The sequence below is a fragment of the Speluncibacter jeojiensis genome (assembly GCF_029589495.1).
In the GTDB taxonomy this organism is placed as follows: Bacteria; Actinomycetota; Actinomycetes; order Mycobacteriales; family Mycobacteriaceae; genus Speluncibacter; species Speluncibacter jeojiensis.
In genome coordinates, this window is the sequence record NZ_JAAIVF010000010.1 from 21,415 (window position 1) to 43,793 (window position 22,379).

At 70.2% G+C, this 22,379-nt stretch carries 21 protein-coding genes and 1 pseudogene; 8 read left to right on the top strand and 14 right to left on the bottom strand.

The window, feature by feature from the left end; genetic code table 11:
• Positions 1-10: 10 nt before the first annotated feature.
• Positions 11-799 (bottom strand): electron transfer flavoprotein subunit beta/FixA family protein, encoded by a 789-nt coding sequence (locus G4X40_RS22085; RefSeq protein WP_277835794.1) that lies wholly within the window; start codon positions 797-799, stop codon positions 11-13.
• A 334-nt stretch (positions 800-1,133) separates the two neighbouring features.
• Here G4X40_RS22085 and G4X40_RS22090 point away from each other — a divergent pair.
• From G4X40_RS22090 to G4X40_RS22100, 3 genes and pseudogenes are all read left to right on the top strand, one after another.
• A pseudogene (locus G4X40_RS22090) lies at positions 1,134-1,913 on the top strand (class I SAM-dependent methyltransferase).
• On the top strand, positions 1,910-3,535 hold the full coding sequence (locus G4X40_RS22095) for a glycoside hydrolase family 57 protein (RefSeq protein ID WP_277835795.1): 1,626 nt from the start codon (positions 1,910-1,912) through the stop codon (positions 3,533-3,535). The pseudogene G4X40_RS22090 and the gene G4X40_RS22095 overlap by 4 nt, the downstream one beginning before the upstream one ends.
• Positions 3,532-4,779, top strand: coding sequence for a glycosyltransferase family 4 protein (locus G4X40_RS22100; RefSeq protein ID WP_277835796.1), 1,248 nt, complete (start codon positions 3,532-3,534; stop codon positions 4,777-4,779). The genes G4X40_RS22095 and G4X40_RS22100 overlap by 4 nt, the downstream gene beginning before the upstream one ends.
• A gap of 21 nt (positions 4,780-4,800) precedes the next feature.
• Here G4X40_RS22100 and G4X40_RS22105 read toward each other — a convergent pair whose 3' ends face one another.
• Positions 4,801-5,556 carry an acyltransferase gene (locus G4X40_RS22105; RefSeq protein ID WP_277835797.1) on the bottom strand — a complete coding sequence of 252 codons (756 nt, stop codon included), beginning with the start codon at positions 5,554-5,556 and terminating at the stop codon, positions 4,801-4,803.
• Between the two features lie 93 nt (positions 5,557-5,649).
• On the opposite strand from G4X40_RS22105, the gene G4X40_RS22110 reads away from it, so the two are divergent.
• Positions 5,650-6,942, top strand: coding sequence for an outer membrane protein assembly factor BamB family protein (locus G4X40_RS22110; protein ID WP_277835798.1), 1,293 nt, complete (start codon positions 5,650-5,652; stop codon positions 6,940-6,942).
• Positions 6,943-6,977: 35 nt separating this feature from the next.
• Here G4X40_RS22110 and G4X40_RS22115 read toward each other — a convergent pair whose 3' ends face one another.
• From G4X40_RS22115 to G4X40_RS22135, 5 genes are all read right to left on the bottom strand, one after another.
• Positions 6,978-8,129: a THUMP-like domain-containing protein gene (locus G4X40_RS22115; RefSeq protein ID WP_277835799.1), complete on the bottom strand. Its 1,152-nt coding sequence runs from the start codon at positions 8,127-8,129 to the stop codon at positions 6,978-6,980.
• 19 nt (positions 8,130-8,148) lie between these two features.
• A complete protein-coding gene (locus G4X40_RS22120; protein ID WP_277835800.1) occupies positions 8,149-9,129 on the bottom strand; it encodes a class I SAM-dependent methyltransferase in 981 nt (326 codons plus the stop codon).
• Positions 9,130-9,159: 30 nt separating this feature from the next.
• Positions 9,160-9,939, bottom strand: coding sequence for an enoyl-CoA hydratase/isomerase family protein (locus tag G4X40_RS22125; protein ID WP_277835801.1), 780 nt, complete (start codon positions 9,937-9,939; stop codon positions 9,160-9,162).
• A 76-nt stretch (positions 9,940-10,015) separates the two neighbouring features.
• Positions 10,016-10,825, bottom strand: a complete 810-nt coding sequence (locus G4X40_RS22130) for an NUDIX hydrolase (RefSeq protein WP_277835802.1) — start codon at positions 10,823-10,825, stop codon at positions 10,016-10,018.
• Between the two features lie 10 nt (positions 10,826-10,835).
• A complete protein-coding gene (locus tag G4X40_RS22135) occupies positions 10,836-11,681 on the bottom strand; it encodes an ABC transporter ATP-binding protein (protein WP_277835803.1) in 846 nt (281 codons plus the stop codon).
• Between the two features lie 179 nt (positions 11,682-11,860).
• On the opposite strand from G4X40_RS22135, the gene glgB reads away from it, so the two are divergent.
• Entirely contained in the window at positions 11,861-14,035 is a 2,175-nt protein-coding gene (gene glgB / locus G4X40_RS22140) for a 1,4-alpha-glucan branching protein GlgB (protein WP_277835813.1), read from the top strand.
• Positions 14,036-14,080: 45 nt separating this feature from the next.
• On the top strand, positions 14,081-15,517 hold the full coding sequence (locus G4X40_RS22145; protein ID WP_277835804.1) for a neutral zinc metallopeptidase: 1,437 nt from the start codon (positions 14,081-14,083) through the stop codon (positions 15,515-15,517).
• 33 nt (positions 15,518-15,550) lie between these two features.
• Here G4X40_RS22145 and G4X40_RS22150 read toward each other — a convergent pair whose 3' ends face one another.
• The 4 genes from G4X40_RS22150 to G4X40_RS22165 form a co-directional block, all read right to left on the bottom strand.
• Positions 15,551-16,444, bottom strand: a complete 894-nt coding sequence (locus tag G4X40_RS22150; protein WP_277835814.1) for a tetratricopeptide repeat protein — start codon at positions 16,442-16,444, stop codon at positions 15,551-15,553.
• 97 nt (positions 16,445-16,541) lie between these two features.
• Complete coding sequence (locus G4X40_RS22155) at positions 16,542-16,847, bottom strand: thiamine-binding protein (protein WP_277835805.1); 306 nt, start codon at positions 16,845-16,847, stop codon at positions 16,542-16,544.
• 129 nt (positions 16,848-16,976) lie between these two features.
• The gene (locus G4X40_RS22160) at positions 16,977-17,351 is read right to left on the bottom strand and encodes a DUF3817 domain-containing protein (protein ID WP_277835806.1); all 375 of its coding nucleotides are present in this window, start codon (positions 17,349-17,351) and stop codon (positions 16,977-16,979) included.
• Between the two features lie 87 nt (positions 17,352-17,438).
• Positions 17,439-18,629 (bottom strand): acetyl-CoA C-acetyltransferase, encoded by a 1,191-nt coding sequence (locus G4X40_RS22165; RefSeq protein ID WP_277835807.1) that lies wholly within the window; start codon positions 18,627-18,629, stop codon positions 17,439-17,441.
• A gap of 143 nt (positions 18,630-18,772) precedes the next feature.
• Here G4X40_RS22165 and mce point away from each other — a divergent pair, with 143 nt between their 5' ends.
• Positions 18,773-19,258, top strand: a complete 486-nt coding sequence (mce, locus tag G4X40_RS22170; RefSeq protein ID WP_277835808.1) for a methylmalonyl-CoA epimerase — start codon at positions 18,773-18,775, stop codon at positions 19,256-19,258.
• Between the two features lie 22 nt (positions 19,259-19,280).
• Here mce and G4X40_RS22175 read toward each other — a convergent pair whose 3' ends face one another.
• Positions 19,281-19,673: an SPW repeat domain-containing protein gene (locus G4X40_RS22175; RefSeq protein WP_277835809.1), complete on the bottom strand. Its 393-nt coding sequence runs from the start codon at positions 19,671-19,673 to the stop codon at positions 19,281-19,283.
• Positions 19,674-19,912: 239 nt separating this feature from the next.
• Between G4X40_RS22175 and G4X40_RS22180 the strand changes: the two genes are divergently transcribed.
• A complete protein-coding gene (locus G4X40_RS22180; protein ID WP_277835810.1) occupies positions 19,913-20,941 on the top strand; it encodes a coiled-coil domain-containing protein in 1,029 nt (342 codons plus the stop codon).
• 6 nt (positions 20,942-20,947) lie between these two features.
• Here G4X40_RS22180 and G4X40_RS22185 read toward each other — a convergent pair whose 3' ends face one another.
• Together G4X40_RS22185 and nucS are read right to left on the bottom strand one after the other, a co-directional pair.
• On the bottom strand, positions 20,948-21,265 hold the full coding sequence (locus G4X40_RS22185; RefSeq protein ID WP_277835811.1) for an ATP/GTP-binding protein: 318 nt from the start codon (positions 21,263-21,265) through the stop codon (positions 20,948-20,950).
• Between the two features lie 31 nt (positions 21,266-21,296).
• Positions 21,297-21,956, bottom strand: a complete 660-nt coding sequence (nucS, locus tag G4X40_RS22190) for an endonuclease NucS (RefSeq protein WP_277835815.1) — start codon at positions 21,954-21,956, stop codon at positions 21,297-21,299.
• Positions 21,957-22,379: the final 423 nt, after the last annotated feature.

The following is a 22,379-nucleotide window of genomic DNA, read 5'->3' on the forward strand; positions in this document are numbered from 1 at the left end:
AGGGGCCGGATCAGATGATCTTCTGACCGATGAGGTACGAGGCGATCTTCTGTCCGCCGTCGCTGTTCTCGTTGTCGACCTTCTCGCCGGCAGTGCGCGGGGGCTTCGGGGTGGACGCGAGGACCGTGGTGCCGGCGTTCGCCACGCCGACGGTCTCCGGGTCGACACCGATGTCGGCCAGGCTCAGCACCTGAACTTCCTTCTTCTTCGCGGCCATGATGCCCTTGAAGGAGGGGAAGCGGGGCTCGTTGATCTTCTCGGTGACGCTGACGATGGCCGGCAGCGACGCCTCGAGGCTGAAGGTGCCCTCGTCGGTCTCGCGCTCACCGGTGATGGTGTCGCCGTCGAGGGTCAGCTTGCGCAGGTGGGTCAGCTGCGGGATGCCCAGGTACTCGGCGATGATCGCGGGGACCGCGCCGGTGCGGCCGTCGGTGGCCTCGTTGCCGGCGATGATGAGCTCGGCGCCCTCGATCTGGCCGATCGCGGCGGCCAGCGCCCAGCCGGTCTGGATGGCGTCCGAGCCGTGCAGCGCGTCGTCCTGCAGGTGCACGGCCTTGTCCGCACCCATCGACAGCGCCTTGCGGATCGCCTCGGTGGCACGCTCGGGACCGGCGGAGAGCACGGTCACCTCGCCTCCGTTGGCCTCCTTGATCAGGAGGGCTTCCTCGACCGCACGCTCGTTGATCTCGTCGAGCACCGCGTCGGCGGCCTCGCGGTCGAGCGTGAAGTCGCCGTCGGTCAGCTTCCGTTCGGACCAGGTGTCGGGCACCTGCTTGATCAGTACGACAATGTTCGTCATGGGTCTTCTTCGACCTCCTGTGATGTGTGCGGTTGCTCCTGAGCCGCTCTCGAGACCGGCTGCTCTCGAGATCGCGCCGTCGGCAGCCCGGCGCTTTTCCGTCAGAGCTAGTTCTAACGCATGGCGGGGGTCCGAGGGAATGCGACCCCCGCGCCAATGTTACCCATGAGTAACATATCCGCAAGCCCTTACGCTGGATTCACTCGTCGCAGCGGCCCGTCCGGCTTGTGACCTCGACCACCTTCGCCCACCGAACGGGAGACGCATTACCGTGCACACGGTGACAGATACCTCTGTGACGCCGACACCCGCGGCGCCGAACTCCGCTCCGCCCGTGTCGCCGGCCACCCCCGCGCAAACCGAAACGCTCCCGATCACCGGTGAGCGCACCGTACCCGGCATTCCCGAGGAGAACTACTGGTTCCGTCGGCACTAGGTCGTCTACCTCGACCTGGTGACCCACTGCACCGACAAGACCGTTCTCGACGCGGGCTTCGGCGAGGGTTACGGCGCGGACCTGATCTCCCGCTCCGCCGCCAAGGTGATCGGCCTGGACTACGACGCCTCCGCCGCCGCGCACGTCGCACGCCGGTACCCCGAGGTCTCGGTCCTACGCGGCAACCTCGCCACGCTCCCGTTGTCCGACGCCTCGGTCGACGTGGTCGTCAACTTCCAGGTGATCGAGCACCTGTGGGACCAGAGCCAGTTCCTCGACGAGTGTTTCCGGGTGCTGCGCCCCGGCGGCGAGTTGCTCATCAGCACGCCGAATCGGATCACCTTCTCCCCCGGCCGCGACACCCCGCTCAACCCGTTCCACACCCGGGAACTGTCCGCCGCCGAGATGACCGAACTGCTCGAGGGGTCCGGCTTCGCCGTCGACGCGATGATCGGCGTGCACCACGGCCCGCGGCTGCGTGAGCTCGACGCGAAGCACGGCGGCTCGATCATCGACGCGCAGCTGGACCGCTCCATCGCCGGGATCCCGTGGCCCGCCGAACTGTTCGACGACGTCGCAGCCATCCGGGTCGACGACTTCCTGCTCGCCGACGCCGACCGCGCCGACGCGCCGATCGACGACAGCCTCGACCTCGTGGCGATCGCGGTGAAACGATGAGCTCGACCGCGCCCGACGCCCGGCCGACCGAGCCGGGCATGTTCGCGCTCGTCCTGCACAGCCATCTTCCGTGGCTGGCGAACCACGGCCGCTGGCCCGTCGGCGAGGAATGGCTCTACCAGTCCTGGGCGGCGTCCTACCTGCCGGTCGTCGCCGCGCTGCGCCGGCTTTCCGCCGAGGGCCGGACGGGGATGCTGACCCTCGGCATCACCCCCGTCCTGGCGGCCCAACTCGACGATCCGCACTGCCTCGCCGGCATGCACCACTGGCTCGGCAACTGGCAGTTGCGCGCACACGAGGCCGCCCTGATCCCGCTGGGCGCGGGCGCCCCCGGCACCGCGAGCAGCACCGAGGCGCTGCACGAGCTGGGCTGGCGAGAACACCGCTATGCGGCCGCCGCGCTCGACGAATTCGAGCGGCACTGGCGCCACGGCGCCTCCCCCGTACTGCGTCCACTGATCGAGGGCGGGGCCATCGAACTGCTGGGTGGCCCGCTGGCCCACCCGTTCCAGCCGCTGCTCGATCCGCGGCTGCGCGGCTTCTCGCTGCGCGAGGGCCTGGCCGACGCGAAGATGCGCTGGGGCCACCGGCCGCCCGGGATCTGGGCGCCGGAGTGCGCCTTCACCCCCGGCATGGAGCACGGCTACGCCGCCGCCGGCGTGAGTCACTTCATGGTCGACGGCCCGTCGCTGCACGGCGACACCTCGCTCGGCCGGCCGGTCGGCGACACCGACGTCGTCGCCTTCGGCCGCGATCTGCAGGTCAGTTACCGGGTGTGGTCGCCGAAGTCCGGCTACCCCGGCGACGGCGCCTACCGCGACTTCCACACCTACGACCACGACACCGGCCTCAAGCCGGCCCGGGTCACCGGCCGCACGGTCGCGTCGCCGGACAAGGCCCCGTACGACCCGGACAAGGCCGCCGCGGCCGTCGACCGGCACGTCGCCGACTTCGTCGAGGTGGTGCGCGAGCGACTGCGCAGCGAGTCCGCCCGCATCGGGCGCGACGCGCTGGTGGTGGCCGCGTTCGACACCGAACTGTTCGGACACTGGTGGCACGAGGGCCCGCAGTGGCTCGAGAAGGTGCTGCGCGCGCTGCCCCAGGCCGGGATCCGGGTCGGCACCCTCGCCGACGCGCGGCGCGAGGGCTATGTCGGTGAGCCGGTGGACCTGCCCGCGTCGTCGTGGGGGTCGGGCAAGGACTGGCGGGTGTGGGCCGGTGACCAGGTCGCGGATCTGGTCCAGCTGAACTCCGAGGTCGTCGCGACCGCACTGGACGGCGTCGACAAGTCCCGCGCCGGTGAACGCCGCGCGGTGCGCGACATCACCAACGACCAGATCCTGCGCGAGGCGCTGATGGCCGTGGCCAGCGACTGGGCGTTCATGGTCAGCAAGGACACCGCGGCCGCGTACGCCCGCGACCGCGCGCACAAACATGCCCACGCGATGCGTGAGATCGAGGCCGCGTCGGCCGCCGGCCACACCGACCGGGCCCGGCGCCTGGCCCTCGGCTGGCTGGCCGCGGACGGACTGTTCCCCGGACTCGACGCGCGCCGGCTGCCCCCGCGCGGTTGGGACGAGGGCGTCCGCGAACAGGCCGCGCAGGCGGGGGCGCGGGCATGAAGATCCTGATGGTGTCGTGGGAGTACCCGCCGGTGGTCGTCGGCGGGCTCGGCCGGCACGTACATCACCTGTCCACGCAGCTCGCCGCCGACGGGCACGACGTCGTGGTGCTGTCCCGCCGGCCGTCCGGCACCGACGCGCACAGTCATCCCACCGTGGACCACGAGGTCGAGGGCGTCCGGGTGATCGCGGTCGCCGAGGACCCGCCGCACCTCGTGTTCGGCGAGGACATGATGGCCTGGACGCTGGCCATGGGCCACGGCATGATCCGCGCGGGGCTGGCGCTGGACCGCGGACACGGCCCGCACGCGGCGTGGCGGCCGGACGTCGTGCACGCGCACGACTGGCTGGTCGCCCACCCGGCGATCGCACTGGCCGAGCACTTCGACGTGCCGCTGGTCAGCACCATCCACGCCACCGAGGCGGGCCGGCACAGCGGCTGGGTGTCCAGCCGGATCAACCGCCAGGTGCACTCGGTGGAGTGGTGGCTGGCGAACGAATCCGACTCGCTGATCACCTGCTCGGCCTCGATGGCCGACGAGGTGGGCCAGCTGTTCGGTCCGGACCTCGAACCGATCACGGTGATCCGCAACGGCATCGACGTCACCACGTGGAGCTTCCGTCCCCGCGCACCCCGCGGCGGGCCGCCGCGGCTGCTCTACGTGGGCCGGCTCGAGTACGAGAAGGGCGTGCAGGACGCGATCGCCGCGCTCCCGAAGATCCGGCGCACCCATCCGGGGACCACGCTGGCGGTCGCCGGTGAGGGCACGCAGCAGGAGTGGCTGGTCGAGCAGGCACGCGCAGGACGGGTGGCCCGCTCGGTCACCTTCCTGGGCCGACTCGACCACGACCGGTTGCTCGGATGGTTGCACGGTGCCGACGCGATCGTGCTGCCCAGCAGGTACGAGCCGTTCGGAATCGTCGCCCTCGAGGCCGCCGCCGCGGGTACGCCGCTGGTCGCGTCGACGGCAGGTGGGCTCGGCGAGGCCGTCGTCGACGGCGTCACCGGCAGTTCGTTCGAGCCGGGCGACGTGGCCGGACTGGCCGCCGCCGTCTGCCGGGCGCTCGACGACCCACGAGCCGCGCAGACGATGGCGGAGGCCGCCAGGCAACGGCTCACCGACGACTTCGACTGGCATCAGGTCGCATCGGCGACCGCGGACGTCTACCGCAGCGCCAAGCGCCGCATGCGTACGCCGCTGGCCCGGCCTGTGATCGTCCAGCATCCGCTGCCCGGGCGCTGAGCCGGGACCGCCCGGGGCCGCTCAGGCTCCGGCGGTCTCCCGCCCCACGAGCTTCTTGCGCGCGATGTCCTCGAGGGCGGCGACGTACTTCGCGCGATCCTCCGCGCCGGCCTCCCAGTCCGCCTTGCGGTTCTTCACCGCTCGGGCCGGGGCGCCGACCGCGATGCTGTAGTCGGGGATCTCCCCCTTGACCACCGCGTGCGCGCCGAGCACGCACCCGCGCCCGACCTTGGTGTCGCGCAACACCGTCACCTTCGCGGCGATCCAGGTGTCGGGTCCGATCCGGACCGGGCCCTTCACGATGCCCTGGTCCTTGATCGGCAGGGTGACGTCCTCGGTGCGATGGTCGAAATCGCAGATGTAGCACCAGTCCGCGACCAGCGTCGACGCGCCGATCTCGATGTCCAGGTAGGTGTTGACGACGTTGTCCTTGCCGAAGACGACCTTGTCGCCGATGCGCAGCGAACCCTCGTGGCAGCGGATGGCGTTGCCGTCGCCGATGTGCACCCACTTGCCGATCTCCAACCGGGACAGCCCAGGGGTCGAGTGCACCTCGACGTTCTTGCCCAGGAACACCATTCCGCGCAGGATCACGTGCGGGTTCGCCATGCGGAACTTGGCCAGACGGTAGTAGCGGACGAGGTACCACGGCGTGTATGCCTTGTTCGCCAGCACCCAGCGCAGCGAATCCCGCGTCAGAAAGCGTGCCTGCTGGTCGTCGTGCAGCCGGGATCCCCGCCACCGCGTGCGCATCGGCGCGCCCCACATGCTCGTCATAGCCCGTCAGCCTACGTGCCGGGCCGGGCTGCGCGGTCGCGTGGTCCGCTCGCGCTACCCTCGTGGCCGAGCAAATCCATTCGAGGAGTGTCAATGCGACGTGTCCACCGGTCGGCCGTAACCGTCATGGCGGCGGTCTCCGCCGCGCTCCTCGTCGGTGGTTGCGGGTCCGAGGCCCCGGCCCGGATGAACTCCGCCGGTTGGTCGGCGGCGTTCGCCGACGCACACAACTCGCGGTCGGTGACCGTGGAGGGGCCGCGGGCGCCGGCCCCCATCTGGTCGCGCCCGCTCGGCGGGGTCATTCCGCAATCCGTGACCACCGGCCCCGAGAACCAGGTGATCGCGGTGGCGCGAACCGCCTCCGGGTGCACCGTCTTCTCGTTCGACGACGAGGCCGGTCGTAAGAACTGGTGCAACCCACTCGATTTCCGCGGTGCGATCAGCACCCCGTTGGTCGACCGCAACGACAACACCTACTTCGGCGGTGTCGGCGCCATGTTCTCGTTCAACACCTTCGGCCAGACGCGCTGGCGCACACCGGTCGCCGGCACCCCGATCGGCATGCAGTTCCTGCCCGACGGCAACCTGCTGGTGCTGACCCAACTCGGTCAGCTCAGCGTGCTCAACCCGCAGACGGGGGCCAAGATCATCGCCTCGGTCGAGCTGGTGCCGGGCACCGAGACGTCACCCGGCGACTGGGGCCTGGACCAGTGCCAGGACGCGGGACCACTCTGCGTGGCAGCGAATCCTCCCGCCGTCGACGAGTCGAACGGCCATGTGTACCTGACGTTCTGGACACCCGGATCGTTCACCGCCTCGCTGATCGCGATGTCCTACGGTCCGCAGCCGAACACCGACGGCACCCCGGTGTTGCGACGCCTGTGGACCGACGACAGCCTGCCCGGCGGGGCGAACTCGGCCCCGGCGCTGTCGGCGGACGGCAAGACCGTCTACGAGGTCGACCGTCAGGGTGGCCTGTGGGCGGTCGACGCGGCGACCGGACGGTCCCGCTGGAGCCATCAGCTGACCCCGCCGGTCGCGCGCAGCGTGTCGGTGTCCCCGGACGGATTGATCATCCCGGCCCCGGCCGAGCAAGGCCCGCTGATCGCGCTGCGCGACAAGGGCGGCCGCGTCGAGGTGGCCTGGGAGCGCAAGGACCTGATCGCCGTCGGGCCCGCCTCGCAGGCCGGCGGCGGGGTCGGCTACGTGCTGACCCGCAGCGGCGCCGACGGCATCGCGCTGACCACCTTCGACACCGGCAGCGGCAAGACACTCGACCAGAAGGTGCTCCCGGGCGCCCAGGGGTTCGGCGCCGGGGTCTCGATCTCACACGACGGCATCGTCCTGGCCCCCACCAGGATCGGCGAGTTGTTCGCCTTCAAGTGACCCTTGTGTGAGTTGCGGGGTGCGGACCCCGCAACTCACACGCGGCAGATGAATGCGGTCGGGGTGCGCCCGATCCGGGTCAGCACGACCGACAGGGCGCTCGATCCGCGCAGCTTCATCCGGCGGCGCAGCGCGTCCGGATCCACGTCCAGCCCGCGCACCAGGATCTCCAGGATCCCGCAGTCGTGGCGCACCAGTTCCTGGCGCAGCGCCTTCTCCGAGTACTTGAGCCGCTCGAGGATCCGGAACCCGCGCACCCCCTCGGGCACCTCGTCGCCGGTCAGGTAGGCGATCCGCGGATCGAGCTGCCACAGCCCGTGCGCCGCACCGTAGTGCCGAACGAGCCCGGCCCGCACGATCGCGCCGTCCGGGTCGATCAGCCACTGCCCGGGTTCGCGTTCGGGTAGGTCGTCGGGTAACGCATCAGTGACCGCCTCGAGCCGGCCGTCGGTCCGCAGCACCGTCGCCCGCCGCCGCACGCCGGTCCCGGCCAGCCCCTCCGACCACAGGCACGCCTCGCGGACCCGGCCGTCGAGCGACACCAATTCCACCTCGCCGGCCCAATCCAGGCGGTCGAAGTCCAGTCCGGGCGCGCACTTGACGGCGAGGTCGCGACCGCGGTGGACGGCGAGCAGGTCCGGCAGCGGCGGCATCAACGCAGCAGGGTCGAACCGCCGGGTCCCGCCCGAGCGCCGGGCCGGGTCGGCCAGCACCACCGTGCCCCGGCTGGTCGACGTCAGCGCGTCGGCCCGGAACACCGCGGCCGCGGGCACATTCGTCCGCGCCATGTCCAGACGGACCGGGTCCAGGTCGCTGCCGAGCACCTGCGGGCAGGTGGCGGTGAGCGCGTCGAGCTCGGCGCCGACCGAGCAGGTCACGTCGTGTACGGACCGCCCCGCCAACCGGTCCGCGCGGTGGCACGCCACCGCGGTCGGGGTCGCCTGCTGCAGGGCCTCGTCGGTGAGCAGCCAGCGCCCAGGATCGGTGAGCTTGCCGACGGCGCGGCGGCGCAGCAGCACCGTCTCGATCAGCGCGGCCCCGCGCTCACCGAAACGCGCACGCACCGTGGCCACGTCGGCCAGGCGCGTGCGCGTACTCAGTTCCAGATCGGCGACCTCGGCGAGCGCCGCCGTCCCCACGGCGGACCGGAGGAAGGCGACGTCGCCGCTGCCGAAGGAATAACCCACGGGGAGATGCCGGTTCGGGTCAGGCGCCGGGCTTCACGCCGGTGATCATCGCGTTGTAGAAGAATCCGCGCGGGACCACGTGCTTCATCACGTTCTCGTCGAGCCAGCTCAGGGTCTTCCAGCCGCCGAACGCGAACCGCGCCCAGTTCCAGCCGAGCTTGCCCTCGGGCACGGCGGCCTCGAAGGTGCGCACGGGCCAGCCGAGCATGGCGGCGGCGAACTCCTCGCTGGCGGCGTGCACCTGCACGGCGCCTGCCGAGCGCGCCATCTTCTCGAGGTCCGCCGGATCGAAGGTGTGGATGTCCACCACGGCCTCGAGCGCGGCGGCGCGGGAGGACTCGTCGAGTTCGGACTGCGGCCGGCGCCAGCCGCTGAGCGGACCGAACTTGGTGACGTTGGTGGTCAGGTACCAGGTGGAGCGGGACAGCCAGCGGGCGTAGAAATCGCCGACCGTGGTCGGCTCGCCGGCGAACACGAAGCGTCCGCCCGGCTTGAGCACCCGGATCACCTCGCGCAGCGACTGCTCGACATCCGGGATGTGGTGCAGTACCGCGTGACCGACGACCAGGTCGAAGGTGTTGTCCTCGTAGGGAATGGTCTCGGCGTCCGCCACCCGGCCGTCGACGTCGAGGCCGAGCCCCTCGGCGTTGCGCAGTGCGACCTTGACCATGCCCGGGGACAGGTCGGTGACGGAGCCCTTCTTCGCGACGCCGGACTGCATGAGGTTCAGCAGGAAGAAGCCCGTGCCGCAGCCGAGCTCGAGCGCCCGCTCGTACGGCAACGGCTGGTCACCGGCGACCGCGTCGAACCGTCCGCGGGCGTAGTCGATGCAACGCTCGTCGTAGGAGATCGACCACTTGTCGTCGTAGGTCTCCGCCTCCCAGTCGTGGTAGAGCACCTGGGCGAGCTTGGTGTCGTGCAGCGCGGCCTCGACCTGCTCGGCGGTGGCGTGCGGGTTCGGCGCGGGATCGTTGGTGGCGCTGGGGGTGCTAGCAGTCATGACGGATGTCGGGGTCCTTGTGTGAAGTGGTCACTTGCCGGTGAACTGTGCTTTGCCGGGACCGTTCTCGATGAACGATGCCATGCCGATCTTCTGGTCTTCGGTGGCGAACAGCGCCGCGAACAGGTGCTGCTCGATCTTCAGGCCGCCACCGAGGTCGGTGTCCAGGCCCTCGTCGATGGCTGCCTTCGCCGCGGCGAGCGCCCGGCAGGCGCCGCCGACGAACTGCGCCGCCCACGCGCGCGCCGCGTTGTAGACCTCGTCCGGCGCGACCACCTGATCGACCAGTCCGATGGCCAGTGCCTCGTCGGCGCCGACGAACCGGCCGGTGAACACCATGTCCTTCGCGCGCGAGGGGCCGACCAGACGGGCCAGCCGCTGGGTGCCGCCACCGCCCGGGATGATGCCGAGCAGGATCTCCGGGACGCCGAGCTTCGCGTTGTCGCCGACGATCCGGCGATCGGCGCTCAGTGCCACCTCGAGGCCCCCGCCGAGCGCGTAGCCGGTGATCGCGGCGACCGTCGGTTTGGGGATCTCCGAGATCGACCCGAGAGCCGACTGAAGGTCGCCGATGATGTCGGTCATCTCCGCGACGCTCAGGTCGGCCATCTCCTTGATGTCCGCACCCGCGGCGAAGACCTTCTCGCCGCCGTAGACGATCACCGCTTTGACGTCGGCGCGCACGGTGGCCTCGCGGGCGGCGGCCCGGATCTCCTCCTGCACCTGTCGATTCAGTGCGTTCATCGGCGGTCGGTCCAGGCGGATGGTGCCGATGCCGTCGGAAACCTCGAGAGTCACGAACTCAGCCATACGCGCAGGCTACCCGGTGACACGTGTTCTAGTACCAACCGGTAGCCGGCGCCCGATCTCGCCGCACCGACGCGAGTCACCGGGGCAGGTCGGCGTAGTACCGCTCGGCCCCGTCGAACTCGACGCGCCACCGCTCGGCGACCTGCACCAGAACCGGCTGGACGGGTGCGATCGCCGGCCTGGCGGCCATCACCGCGGCCACGTCGGCGAACCCGACGAGCATCTCGAGCTGCGCCCAGGTGGGCGGCAGCAGCATGAAACGGCCCTCGCGCCACTGTGCGAGCGCGTCGGCGGGCGTCGCCCAGCTGACCTCCTCCGCCTCGGAGGTCGCACCGTCGGCCTGCTGTCCCTCGGGGAGCGCCGCGACGAAGAACCGGGTGTCGTAGCGGCGGGACTCCCCGACCGGCGTGATCCAGTGCGACCACGGCCGAAGGCGGTCCGCCGCGAGCACCAGTTGCTCACGACGCAGGAAGGCGCTGAAGGTCAGTTCGTGCGCCTCCAGCGCCCGGCGGTCCGCGTCGAGCGCTCGGGTGTCGGCGACCACCGCGGCGGCGGCGCGGCCCGCCAGCAGCACGCCGCACTCCTCGAAGGTCTCGCGTGCCGCCGCGCAGACCAGCCGCCGCGCCCGCGGTTCGTCGGTGCCCAGCCGGTCGGCCCACCACTGCGGCGCCGGACCGGACCACTGCACGTCGGGGTCGTCGTCCTGCGGGTCGACACCGCCGCCGGGGAAGACCGTCATGCCGCCGGCGAAGGCCATCGCGCCCACCCTGCGGACCAGGAACACCTCGAGTCCTCGGTCCCCGTCGCGCAGCAGGATGACGGTGGCCGCGTCCTTGGGTGCGACGGCCTCGTGCGGGGTGAAGGTTCCACCGATCGGTCTGCTCATGGCCGCAACGCTACTGCTCGTAGGCGTGCTGGCGGTGCCGTCCGGGCGAAAACGTTCGCCGGGCGAAGTACCTACCGTCGACGTGGTCGAGGGTGATCGACTGGCTGAAGGTCTCCGACAGGTTCGGCGCGGTGATGACGTCGTCGATCAGACCCTGCGCGACCACGCCACCCTCCTTGAGGAGCATCGCGTGCGTGAACCCCGGCGGGATCTCCTCGACGTGGTGGGTGATCAGCACGATCGCCGGCGCATCGGGGTCCGCGGCCAAGGTCGACAGCCGCGCGACGAGTTCCTCGCGGCCGCCGAGATCCAGACCGGCCGCCGGCTCGTCGAGCAGCAACAGCTCGGGGTCGGTCATCAGGGCCCGCGCGATCAGCACCCGCTTACGCTCGCCCTCCGAGAGGGTGCCGTAGGTCCGGTCGCGCAGGTGGTCGGCACCGAGGCTCTCGAGCAGCTCCGCGGCCCGTTCGGTGTCCATCGCGTCGTACTGCTCGCGCCACCGCCCGAGCACCGCGTAGCCGGCCGAGACCACCAGGTCGCCGACCAGTTCGTCAGCCGGGATCCGGCTCGCCAACGCCGACGAGGAAAGTCCGATCCGCGGACGCAGCTCGCTCACGTCCACCCGGCCCATCACCTCACCGAGGATGTGGGCGGTCCCGGAGCTCGGGTACTCCTGCGCCGCGGCAAGCCGCATCAGCGAGGTCTTGCCGGCGCCGTTGGGTCCGAGCACCACCCAGCGTTCGTCGAGTTCGACCTGCCAGGTGACGGGGCCGACGAGCGTCTTCCCCTCCCGTCGCAGGTCAACATCGGTCAGATCGATCAGCAGGTCCGGGTCTGGTTCGCGCACGCGTTCCATCTTGACGCAGAGCCGCCCGCGGGGTGTCGCCGGTCTCACCGCGGCGCGTCGCGGTCCGGCGGTCGTCTACTGTCGGTGGGCATCGAGTCGAGTGGGGCGGAGCAGATCGGGGTGGGCGCGTGACCGGTCGGCCGTCCCTGTCTCCCGGGGCCGCAGATGCCGGCCCTACGGATCCCGGCATTGCGGATCCCGGCGCCTTCCATCCCGCCGACCGCACCCGGCTGGTCCACGGCACCCACCGCGACCCGCACGCCGTGCTGGGCGCGCACCCGCATCCCTGCGGCACCGTGATCCGGACGCTGCGGCCGACCGCCACCGCGGTCAGCGTGCGGATCGCAGGCATCGACCATCCGCTGACCGACTTCGGCGACGGGCTGTTCGGTGGGCTGGTCCCGGTCCACGGTCTGCCCGACCACCGCCTCGTCGTGAGCTATCCGCCCGACCGCACCCGCGTCGTCGCGGACGGGTACTGCTTCCCGTCCACGCTCGGCGAGCTGGACCTGCACCTGTTCGGCGAGGGCCGGCACGAGCGGTTGTGGGAAGTCCTCGGTGCGCATCCCCGCAATCTGCAGACCCCCGCCGGCGAGGTGTGCGGCACCTCGTTCGCGGTGTGGGCGCCGCGCGCCGACGCAGTGAGCGTGATCGGCGACCTCGACGGGTGGAGCGGGCACAGCTTCCCCATGCGTGCCCTCGGGTCCAGCGGGATCTGGGAGGTGTTCATCCCCGACATCGGGCCGGGCGAGCTGTACAAGTACCGCATCCACTGCCGCGACGGCAGCGTGCTCGACAAGGCGGACCCGTTCGCCGCGTCCACCGAGGTCCCGCCCGCGACCGCCTCGCGGGTATGGCGCTCCGGCCATCTCTGGCGCGACGACGAGTGGCTTGCCCGGCGGGCGTCCGCGGACCCGCTGCAACAGCCGATGAGCATCTACGAGGTGCACCTGGGGTCGTGGCGTCCCGGATTGTCCTATGCCGAGGCTGCCGAGCAGCTCGTCGAGCACGTACGGCAGACCGGGTTCACCCACGTCGAGCTCCTGCCGGTCACCGAACATCCCTACGGCGGTTCGTGGGGCTATCAGGTCACCTCGTACTACGCGCCGACCTCACGGTTCGGCGGCCCCGACGACTTCCGCGCGTTCGTCGACCGGCTGCATCGCGCCGGCATCGGCGTGCTGCTCGACTGGGTGCCGGGGCACTTCCCCAAGGACGACTGGGCGCTCGGGCGTTTCGACGGAGCGCCCCTCTACGAGCACGCCGATCCGCGACGCGGCGAACAGAACGAATGGGGCACGTACGTCTTCGACTACGGCCGACCGCAGGTCCGCAACTTCCTCGTCGCCTCGGCACTGTTCTGGCTCGAGGAGTTCCACGTCGACGGCCTGCGGGTCGACGCGGTGGCCTCGATGCTCTACCTCGACTACGGCAGGGTGCCGGGCGAGTGGGAGCCCAACGTCCACGGGGGTCGCGAGAACCTCGAGGCGGTGACCTTCCTGCGGGAGCTCAACGAGGCGGTGCACCGTAACCACCGCGGCGTCGTCACCATCGCCGAGGAGTCGACGACCTGGCCCGGGGTGACGCGACCGACGACGCTCGGCGGCCTCGGCTTCACGATGAAGTGGAACATGGGCTGGATGCACGACCTGCTCGGCTATCTCGGCCGCGATCCGGTCCACCGCACCTTCCACCATCACGAGATCACCTTCTCGCTGATGTACGCGTGGACCGAGTACTTCTTGCTTCCCATCAGCCACGACGAGGTCGTGCACGGCAAGGGATCGCTGTGGACCCGGCTGCCCGGAGAACCGGCGGTCAAGGCCGCACAGCTGCGCGGACTGTTCGCCTTCATGTGGGCGCACCCCGGCAAGCAGTTGCTGTTCATGGGGCAGGAGTACGGGCAGGTCGCCGAGTGGTCCGAACAGCATGGGCTCGACTGGGGCGACCTCGACGATCCGCTCCATCGCGGCGTGCAGACACTGGTCGGCGACCTCAACAGGGTCTACCGCTCCCGCCCGGCGCTGTGGTCGCTGGACGATTCGCCGGGCGGGTTCGCCTGGATCGACGCCAACGACACCGCGAACAACGTGCTCGGCTTCCTGCGGTACGCGACGGACGGCTCGGTGGTCGCCTGCCTGTTCAACTTCTCGGGCCGCGTCCACCGCGACCACCGGGTGGGGCTGCCCGAGCCGGGGCGGTGGGACGAGGTGCTCAACACCGACGCCGGGGTGTACTGCGGCGGCGGGCACGGCAACTTCGGCGGCGTCGAGGCCGAGACGATCCCCTGGCACGGTCGGCCGGCATCCGCGGCCGTCGTGCTGCCCGCACACGGTGCCATCTTCCTGGTTCGACGCGAGTAGTACGGTGCACTACCAGCCAGACCACCGCAGGCGAGGGAGGACGAGGTGACGTCGGCGCCCACCCACTTTCGCCGCGCGGTCGCGACGCCCGTGCTCGCGCTGGTCCTGGCCGTGCTCGCAGGTTGCAGCACGACGCTGAGCGGGAGGGCGGTGTCGATCTACCACGATCCGTACACCGTCGCCGGTCTCCCCGCCACCGACGGCCCCAGCGGCGCGCGGCCCGGTGTGCCCGATGCCCGGTTGCCGATCACCGGCGGCACATCCGACCCGGTCGACCGTCTTGCCGCGAATGCCCTCTCCGACATCGCCGACTACTGGAAGACTCAGTATCCGAAGACCTTTCACCGGCAGTTCCACCCCGTCGAGAAGTTCGAGTCCTGGGACTCGCGCCGCGCCGGCGACCTAACCTTCTGCGGCGACCCGACCGAGCATCTCGTCAACGCGGGCTACTGCCGTGAGGACGACGCCATGGGGTGGGACCGCGGCACGCTGATGCCTACCGTCGAACGCGCCTTCGGCCCCCTGGCCGTCGTGGTGATCCTCGCCCACGAGTACGGGCATGCCGTGCAGATGCGCTCGCGGTCGGTCGCGGCGTCAGCCCCCACGATCGTGCTCGAGCAGCAGGCGGACTGCTATGCGGGGGCATTCATGCGGTCGGTCGCCGAGGGCGGGTCCCGGCACTTCACCATGAACACTTCCGACGGACTGAGCCGCGTGCTCGCCGCGATGATCAGCACCCGCGACAACGAACACACCACGATGGCCAGTGCACACGGCTCGGCCTTCGACCGGGTCACCGCCTTCCAGTTCGGCTTCACCAGCGGACCCGACCGGTGCACGAGGATCGATGCCGACGACATCGACCAGCGCCAGGACGACCTGCCTCAGCCATTCACCGTCACGGGACGGGACGGCCGGGAACTGCCGGTCGACGCGAAGTCGCTGGACGCGGTGATGGCCTCGCTGCAGCAGGTGTTCACGCTGCGCGACCGGCCGAAGCTCGACCTACGCGGGATCGACAGTCACTGCGTCGACGCACAGTCGACCAGCCCCGCGTCGTACTGTCCGGCCACGAACACCGTGTCGGTCGACCTGCCGGCGTTGGCCGCGCGCGGAGCCGTCACCGACCGGGCTGACGAGTTCCCGACCCACGTCCAGGGCGATTTCAGCGCCTTCCTCCTGGTCGCATCGCGCTTCGCGATCGCCGTGCAACGGCAGGGCGGCGCGGCGATCACCGGCGCGGAGGCCGCGGTGCGCGGCGCCTGCCTGAGCGGCGCGTGGGCCGGGGCGACCGCCACGAGCCCCGACGGACTGCAGCTGTCGCCCGGCGACCTCGACGAAGCGGTGTCGGAGTTGCTCTCGGACGGACTCGCCGCGGCCGATGTCGACGGGCGCAGCGTGCCCAGCGGGTTCTCCCGCGTGGACGCGTTCCGCGCCGGGGTGCTCGGCGGCCGCACGCTCTGCGAGCACCGCTACCGCTGACGGCGAGGGGGCCGCGACGTCAGTGCACCTCGCTCAGTACAGGGCGCTGGCCAGCTTGCGCCGGGCACTGACCACGAACGACTCCGCCGGATCGAACAGCTCGAACAGCTCGAGCAGGCGCGTGCGCGCCGCGGTGCGATCGTCACCCGCGGTCCGCTTGACGGTCGCGATCAACCGGTCGAACGCCACCTCGGGCTGCTGAGCGAGCAACTCGACGTCGGCGGCAGCCAGCTGCGCGGGGACATCCGCCGGGTTCGCGTCGGCGGTGGGGACGGCGTCCGGGCCCGACTGCTGTGCGCGGGCCAGGAACTGCAACTGCCGCAACGCCGCAGCGGCCTCCGTGTGCTTGGGCTCGACCTCGAGAATCTCGTGGTACTGCGTCATCGCGCCGTCCAGATCACCGGCGTCGAGCAGATCCTCGGCGGCCACGAGACGCGGGTCGCGCTCGGGCTCCGGGGTGGAGACGGCCACCGGAGGACCACTGAGCTTGCCGTCAACGGCCTGCAGGATCGCATCGATCCACTGGCGCAATTGGGGCTCCGGCTGCACACCTTGAAAATCCGCGAGGGGTCGGCCGGCCGCGATGGCGACCACGGTCGGTACCGACTGCACGCCGAACGCCTGGGCGATCCGCGGGTTGGCGTCCACGTCGACCTTCGCCAGCACCCAACTGCCGTTGCCTTCGGCGGCCAGTCGCTCGAGCACCGGCGAGAGTTGCTTGCACGGCCCGCACCAGGTGGCCCACAAATCGACGACCACCGGAACCTGTTCGGAGCGCTGCAGCACCTCGGTCTCGAAGGTCTCCTCGGTCACGTCGATCACTGGCTGCAGCGCCGGGGCGGAGTCCTCCGGCGACGGCGCAGCCGGCGAGGGAGCCGCCGGGGCCGGGCGGTCGGCCAGGCCGGACAGGTCCACGGCGCCGGACATCGCGGCGGCGACGCGAGCGGAGGGGGCGGGATTCGAGCGGGGTCCTGGTCGGGTCACGCCACCAGTCTTTCACGACAGCCTCCGGCAGTGCAGCGGCTCACCCCGCGTCGCCCAGCAATCGTTCGACCCGCTCGACCTTGGCGGCCAACTGACCGGTGTGGCCAGGGCGGATGTCGGCCTTGAGCACCAGGCTGGTGCGTGGCGAGGCGTCCGCCACCACGGCCACCGCCCGTTTGACGACGTCCATGACCGCGTCCCACTCCCCCTCGATGCAGGTGAACATCGAGTTGGTCTCGTTCGGCAACCCCGACTCCCGCACGACCCGGACCGCGGCCGCCACCGCCTCCCCGACACCCCCGGTGTCGTCCGACGTGGACGGGCTGACACTGAATGCGACGATCATGTCCCCACCCCACTCCGCAGAAGCGGTGAACACAACCCCTGTCGCGCCGCAGATGGCTGCAGCAGTCACCAGACGCCGACGACCCCGGCAGCGCGTGCGCGCCGCCGGGGTCGTGTGGTTCGTCGAACGTCAGGCTTCCGAGAGTCCCGGCGCCGAGACCGCCGTGGTGGCGGTACCCGGGCGGGACAGCTCGCCGAGGCGACCGGTACGCGCGGCCCAGCGCTCGAACACGACCGTGCCGAACGGCGGGACGCTCGAGACCAGCGCCAGCAGGGTCGTACGGCCATCCCACTTGAGTGCGCGCGAGGTCGCGAGCGCCACCAGTACGAACAACGTGAAGCCGGTGATGCCGTGCACCATACCGGGGATCTTGATCGCCTCGTCGTGTCCCAGCACCCACTTGAAGAACATCCCCACCAGCAACGCCGCCCAGGTGACGGCCTCCCAGAACGCGATCGCGCGGAACCGCTTCGCGGGCGTGGACAGGTCGAAGATGTTAGCCATGCGCTCCATTGTGCCGGACCTGCACCGTGCACACGGTGTGATCTACGACGCACCGTAGTGGATGGCGGCAGACCCCCGCGTCGGTCCCTAGTTCGCGGCCGGGACCCGCACGATCAGCGCATCGCCCTGGCCGCCGCCGCCGCACAGCGCCGCCGCCCCCACGCCGCCACCGCGGCGGCCGAGCTCGAGCACCAGGTGCAGCAGGATCCGCGCGCCGGACATACCGAGCGGGTGGCCGATCGCAATCGCGCCGCCGTTGACGTTCACCTTGGCAGGGTCGATGCCCAGCTCCCGCGTCGAGGCGATGCCCACCGCCGCGAACGCCTCGTTGATCTCGACGAGGTCGAGGTCCTTCGGATCGATGCCCTCGCGGCCACAGGCCTTCACGATCGCCCGGGCCGGCTGCGACTGCAGGGTGGAGTCCGGACCCGCCACGACACCGTGCGCACCGATCTCTGCGATCCATGCCAGGCCGAGCTCCTCGGCCTTCGCCTTGCTCATGACCACGACCGCGGCCGCACCGTCGGAGATCTGCGACGCAGTCGCCGCGGTGATCACACCGTCCTTGCGGAACGCCGGTCGCAGACCTGCCAGCGACTCGACGGTGGTGTCGGCGCGGACGCCCTCGTCCTGCTTCACCACGACCGGATCGCCCTTGCGCTGCGGGATCGTCACCGGCACGACCTCGTCGTCGAAGAGCCCGTCCTTCCACGCCCGGGCAGCATTCTGGTGCGAGGCCGCCGCGAACGCGTCCATGTCCTCGCGCGCGATCGGGTCCTGGTCGTTGCGCTGCTCCGTCAACAGGCCCATCGCCTGCTCGGTGAACACGTCCTGCAACCCGTCGAGATCCATGTGGTCGCGCAGTGCGACGTCCCCGAACTTGAAGCCCTCACGGCTCTTTGCCAGCAGATGCGGCGCCTGGGTCATCGATTCCTGGCCCCCGGCGACGACGACATCGAACTCGCCGGCCCGGATCAGCTGGTCCGCCAGCGCGATCGCGTCGATACCGGACAGACACACCTTGTTCACGGTCAACGCCGGCACATCCATCGGAATGCCGGCCGCCACCGCCGCCTGACGTGCGGGCATCTGCCCCGCACCCGCGGTCAGCACCTGGCCCATGATCACGTACTCGACCTGCTCGGGCGCCACGCCGGACTTCTCCAGCGCACCCTTGATCGCGATGCCGCCGAGGTCGGACCCGGAAAACCCCTTCAGCGAACCGAGCAGACGGCCCACCGGGGTGCGTGCTCCGGCGATGATCACTGAACTGGTCACAGTTGCCTCCGATGATGGTGCGGGATCTCGATCGTGCGACCGCGTGGTCGGGCGCCCCGGCGGTCACCGACCGGCCATGACGGCAATTCGGGAACCAGGGCGCCGATCACTCGCTCGTCGGTGCTCAGGATACCGTCGAGGCCATGACCTCTTCATCTGCCTCGTCATCCACCGGGGCCACCTCGCCGACCGGCCAGCTGGTCACCGCCATCGACCACGTCGGCATCGCGGTTCCGGACCTCGACGTCGCCATCGCCTGGTACACCGAGCACCTGGACATGGTGATGACCCACGAGGAGACCAACCCCGAACAAGGCGTGCGGGAGGCGATGATGCTGCCGCGCGGCGCCACCGACACGCACGCCGCCGTGCAGTTGCTGGCCCCCATCGACGAAAACTCCACCATCGCGAAGTTCATCGACCGGTCGGGCCCCGGGCTGCAGCAGCTCGCCTACCGGGTCACCGACATCGACGCAGTGTCCGCGCAGCTCCGCGCCAAGGGCGTGCGTCTGCTCTACGACACACCCCGCCGCGGCACTGCCGACTCCCGGATCAACTTCGTGCACCCGAAGGACGGAGGCGGCGTGCTGATCGAGCTGGTCGAGCCGGCGGCAGACGGCCACCACTGATCGACCGTCTGCCGGGACCCCGTCAGATCTGTTGCTGGCGGGGGCCCGCGGTCAGCCGAGTCGGCGCTTTCGACCGACTCGCCAGTACGCCCACGACACCGATCACCGCAATGATCGCGCCGCCGACCACAACCATGATGTCGGCGGACTGGACGCCGCGCGGGAATGCGAGGATCAGCGGGGCGACAACCAGGATCACACCGATGATCAGGTGCATCCAGTGACTCGGTCTCGAGGCGCCGCCCATCGCCCACAGGCCACATCCGGCGGCCAGCATGCCCAGGATGAGCACCGCACCGGTGACCTCCTGGTCGCCGTTCGCCGGAAGCCAGATGGTCGCCAGTACCAGCGCCACTCCGATCGCCACCACGATGGCGTCGCGACTGATCTCCGCAACATTGCGATTACCTGCCATGACAGACTCCCTCTGACCGGGTCGCGATAGTCGTCCCCACACTATCGCGGACCGTCGGCCGTTCACCGTTTTCGCGCTCGACAAGGCTGTCGGACGCCAAAGTCTTGCTTGTGACAAATCCCAGAGTGCACCCCCGCGGGGCAACTGTCGAGGCAAACTGAAATAACGACTTCATGACGAGTTCCCCCACCGACTTACCGGGCGCCGCGTCCCGTGATCACAGAGGTAGATTTACTGCCATGGCTACCCCGCACGACCCGCACGCGTTCAACGTGCCCTTCGAGATCGTTCGCAAGGGCTACGACCGCGATCAGGTCATCAGCTTCCTGCGCCGATTCGACGCCGAGTTGCGACTGACCGCAACCGATCGTGACGCCGCGGCGGCGCAGGCCAACGACCTCGCCGAGCAGCTCGACGGCGCTCGCGACGAGATCGACGAACTGCGCCGGGAGATCGACCGGCTCTCGGTCCCGCCGACCACCGCAGAGGGGATGAGCGACCGCATCTCGCGCATGCTGCGACTCGCGTCCGACGAGGCGTCCGAGATGCGTGCACGCGCCGAAACCGAGGCCGCTGAGGTGCTCTCGGTGGCCGAGCAGAACGCCGAGGAACTCCGCGCCCGGCACCGGACAAAGCTCGACGAACTCGCGGAGCGACGGGCGACCCTCGAGCAAGAGCACGAGAAGACGATGGAGCTCGCCCGCTCCCAGGTCACGCGCATGCACGACGAGGCCGAATCCGACCGGCGCCGACTCGACGCCGAGGCCGAGACACGGCGGGTTCAGGCGCGCGAGCAGACCGAACGGGAGATGGCGGAACTCCGCAAGTCCACGACCGCCGCCTCCGAGGAGGTCGCGCGTACCAGTGCAGCCGAAGCGGCACGTCGTGTCCGCGAGGCCACCGACGAGTCCCGCAAGCGCATCGCGCGTGCGCGTCGCGATCACGAGGAGATCCGCAAGCTGCGTCAGCGGGTGCTCGAGCAACTCCTCACCGTCAGCGGTCAGCTCGAGTCGATCCCGGCGATGCACGCGGCCGTCATGAACGAACCGCTCATCGACGAGAGTGACTTCGACTGGAATACGAACGACTTCTCAGGGGACCCGGCGGCCAAGAAGCCCACTGATCAGTCGGCCACCACCCCCGACGCGCGGGGTAGGGGTCCGAAAGACGCGCCCAAGGCGGGACAGCCCGAGAAGGACACGGCAAAGCCCGACGACGTCGCGCAGGCGAAGAAGCCGGATCCCGTCAGGAACGGCGCCAAATCCTGACCACGATCAGGACCAGCGCCGGGTGATGCTCCTCGACGCGCGGCCCGACCAGCACCCGGTATGCCAGTGCCGGCGCTCGTCGGGCCCGCCCGCGTCCCGATCCGGCCACGCCACCACGTGCGCAGTCCCGGGGCCGATCTCGTGGTCGCAGCCCGGGCATCGATAGGTCTTGAGCGCGCGCGAGGCCGGAATGTTGCGCACGCTGAACATCTCCCCGCCACGGGGTCCGGCCTCCCGTCGGGCAAACGCGTCACCGAGCGTCGCGCGCTCGGTGACCTGCGGCCGACCAGCTCTCGCGTTGCGGTGCTGGTTTCGACGCGGCATGGGCCGAGTCTAGCCCGACCCCGGGACAGGATCAGAACAGGCGATACTCGCTGCTGTCCGTTCCGCGTAGCACGTCGTAGTCGAGCGTGAGGCAACGGATTCCGCGATCGGTGGCCAGCGTCTTCGCCTGGGGCTTGATCTGCTGGGCGGCGAACACTCCCCGTACCGGCGCCAGCAGGGGGTCGCGGTTGAGCAACTCGAGATAGCGCGTCAGCTGCTCCACACCGTCGATCTCGCCCCGCCGCTTGATCTCCACCGCCACGCTGGCACCGTCCGCGTCGCGGCACAGTAGGTCCACCGGACCGATCGCCGTCGGATACTCGCGCCGCACGAGTGTGTAGCCCTCGCCCAAGGTCTGCACATGCTCGGCCAACAACTCCTGCAGGTGCGCCTCGACACCGTCTTTCACCAAGCCCGGATCGACGCCCAGCTCGTGCGAGGAGTCGTGCTCGATGGAATCGATGGTGATGCGCAGTTCCTCGCCGTTCTTGTTGGTCACCACCCACATCGAGTCGTCCTCGACCAGCCAGCACGGCGGGCTCATCCAGTTCAGTGGCTTGTACGCGCGGTCATCCGCGTGAACGCTCACCGACCCATCGGATTTGATCAGCAGCAACCGGCGGGCGAACGGCAGATGGGCGGTCAGGCGGCCGACATAATCGACCTGGCAACGAGCAATCACAAGACGCACGCGTAACACCCTAGCGATGGCACCGCCGGCGGCGACACCGCCCCGACACATCGAAGACCCCCGGCGGATCTCGTTGGCCTAGTCAGTCGGCGAACCAGCGCGGGACGCGCGGGGACACCCTCCCGCCCCCCTATCGGCGTGTGGCGCCGCGTCCCGTAACTCCCGTCATACGCCAGAGAATCGGCCCGCTCGAGCGGTCTGCCGAAAGTCCGGCGGGCGTATAACGGAACTGCCCGCCGGCGATGCTGCCCGACCTCGGGTCGACGCGATCATCATGACGGTAGTGCGTGTTCGTCTGGCCGGACATTGTTCCGGGAATGCACTGAAGGCCCCCACCATTGCTGGTGGGGGCCTTCAGGAATGTGTGTTCGGCGGTGTCCTACTCTCCCACACCCTGTCGAGTGCAGTACCATCGGCGCTGGA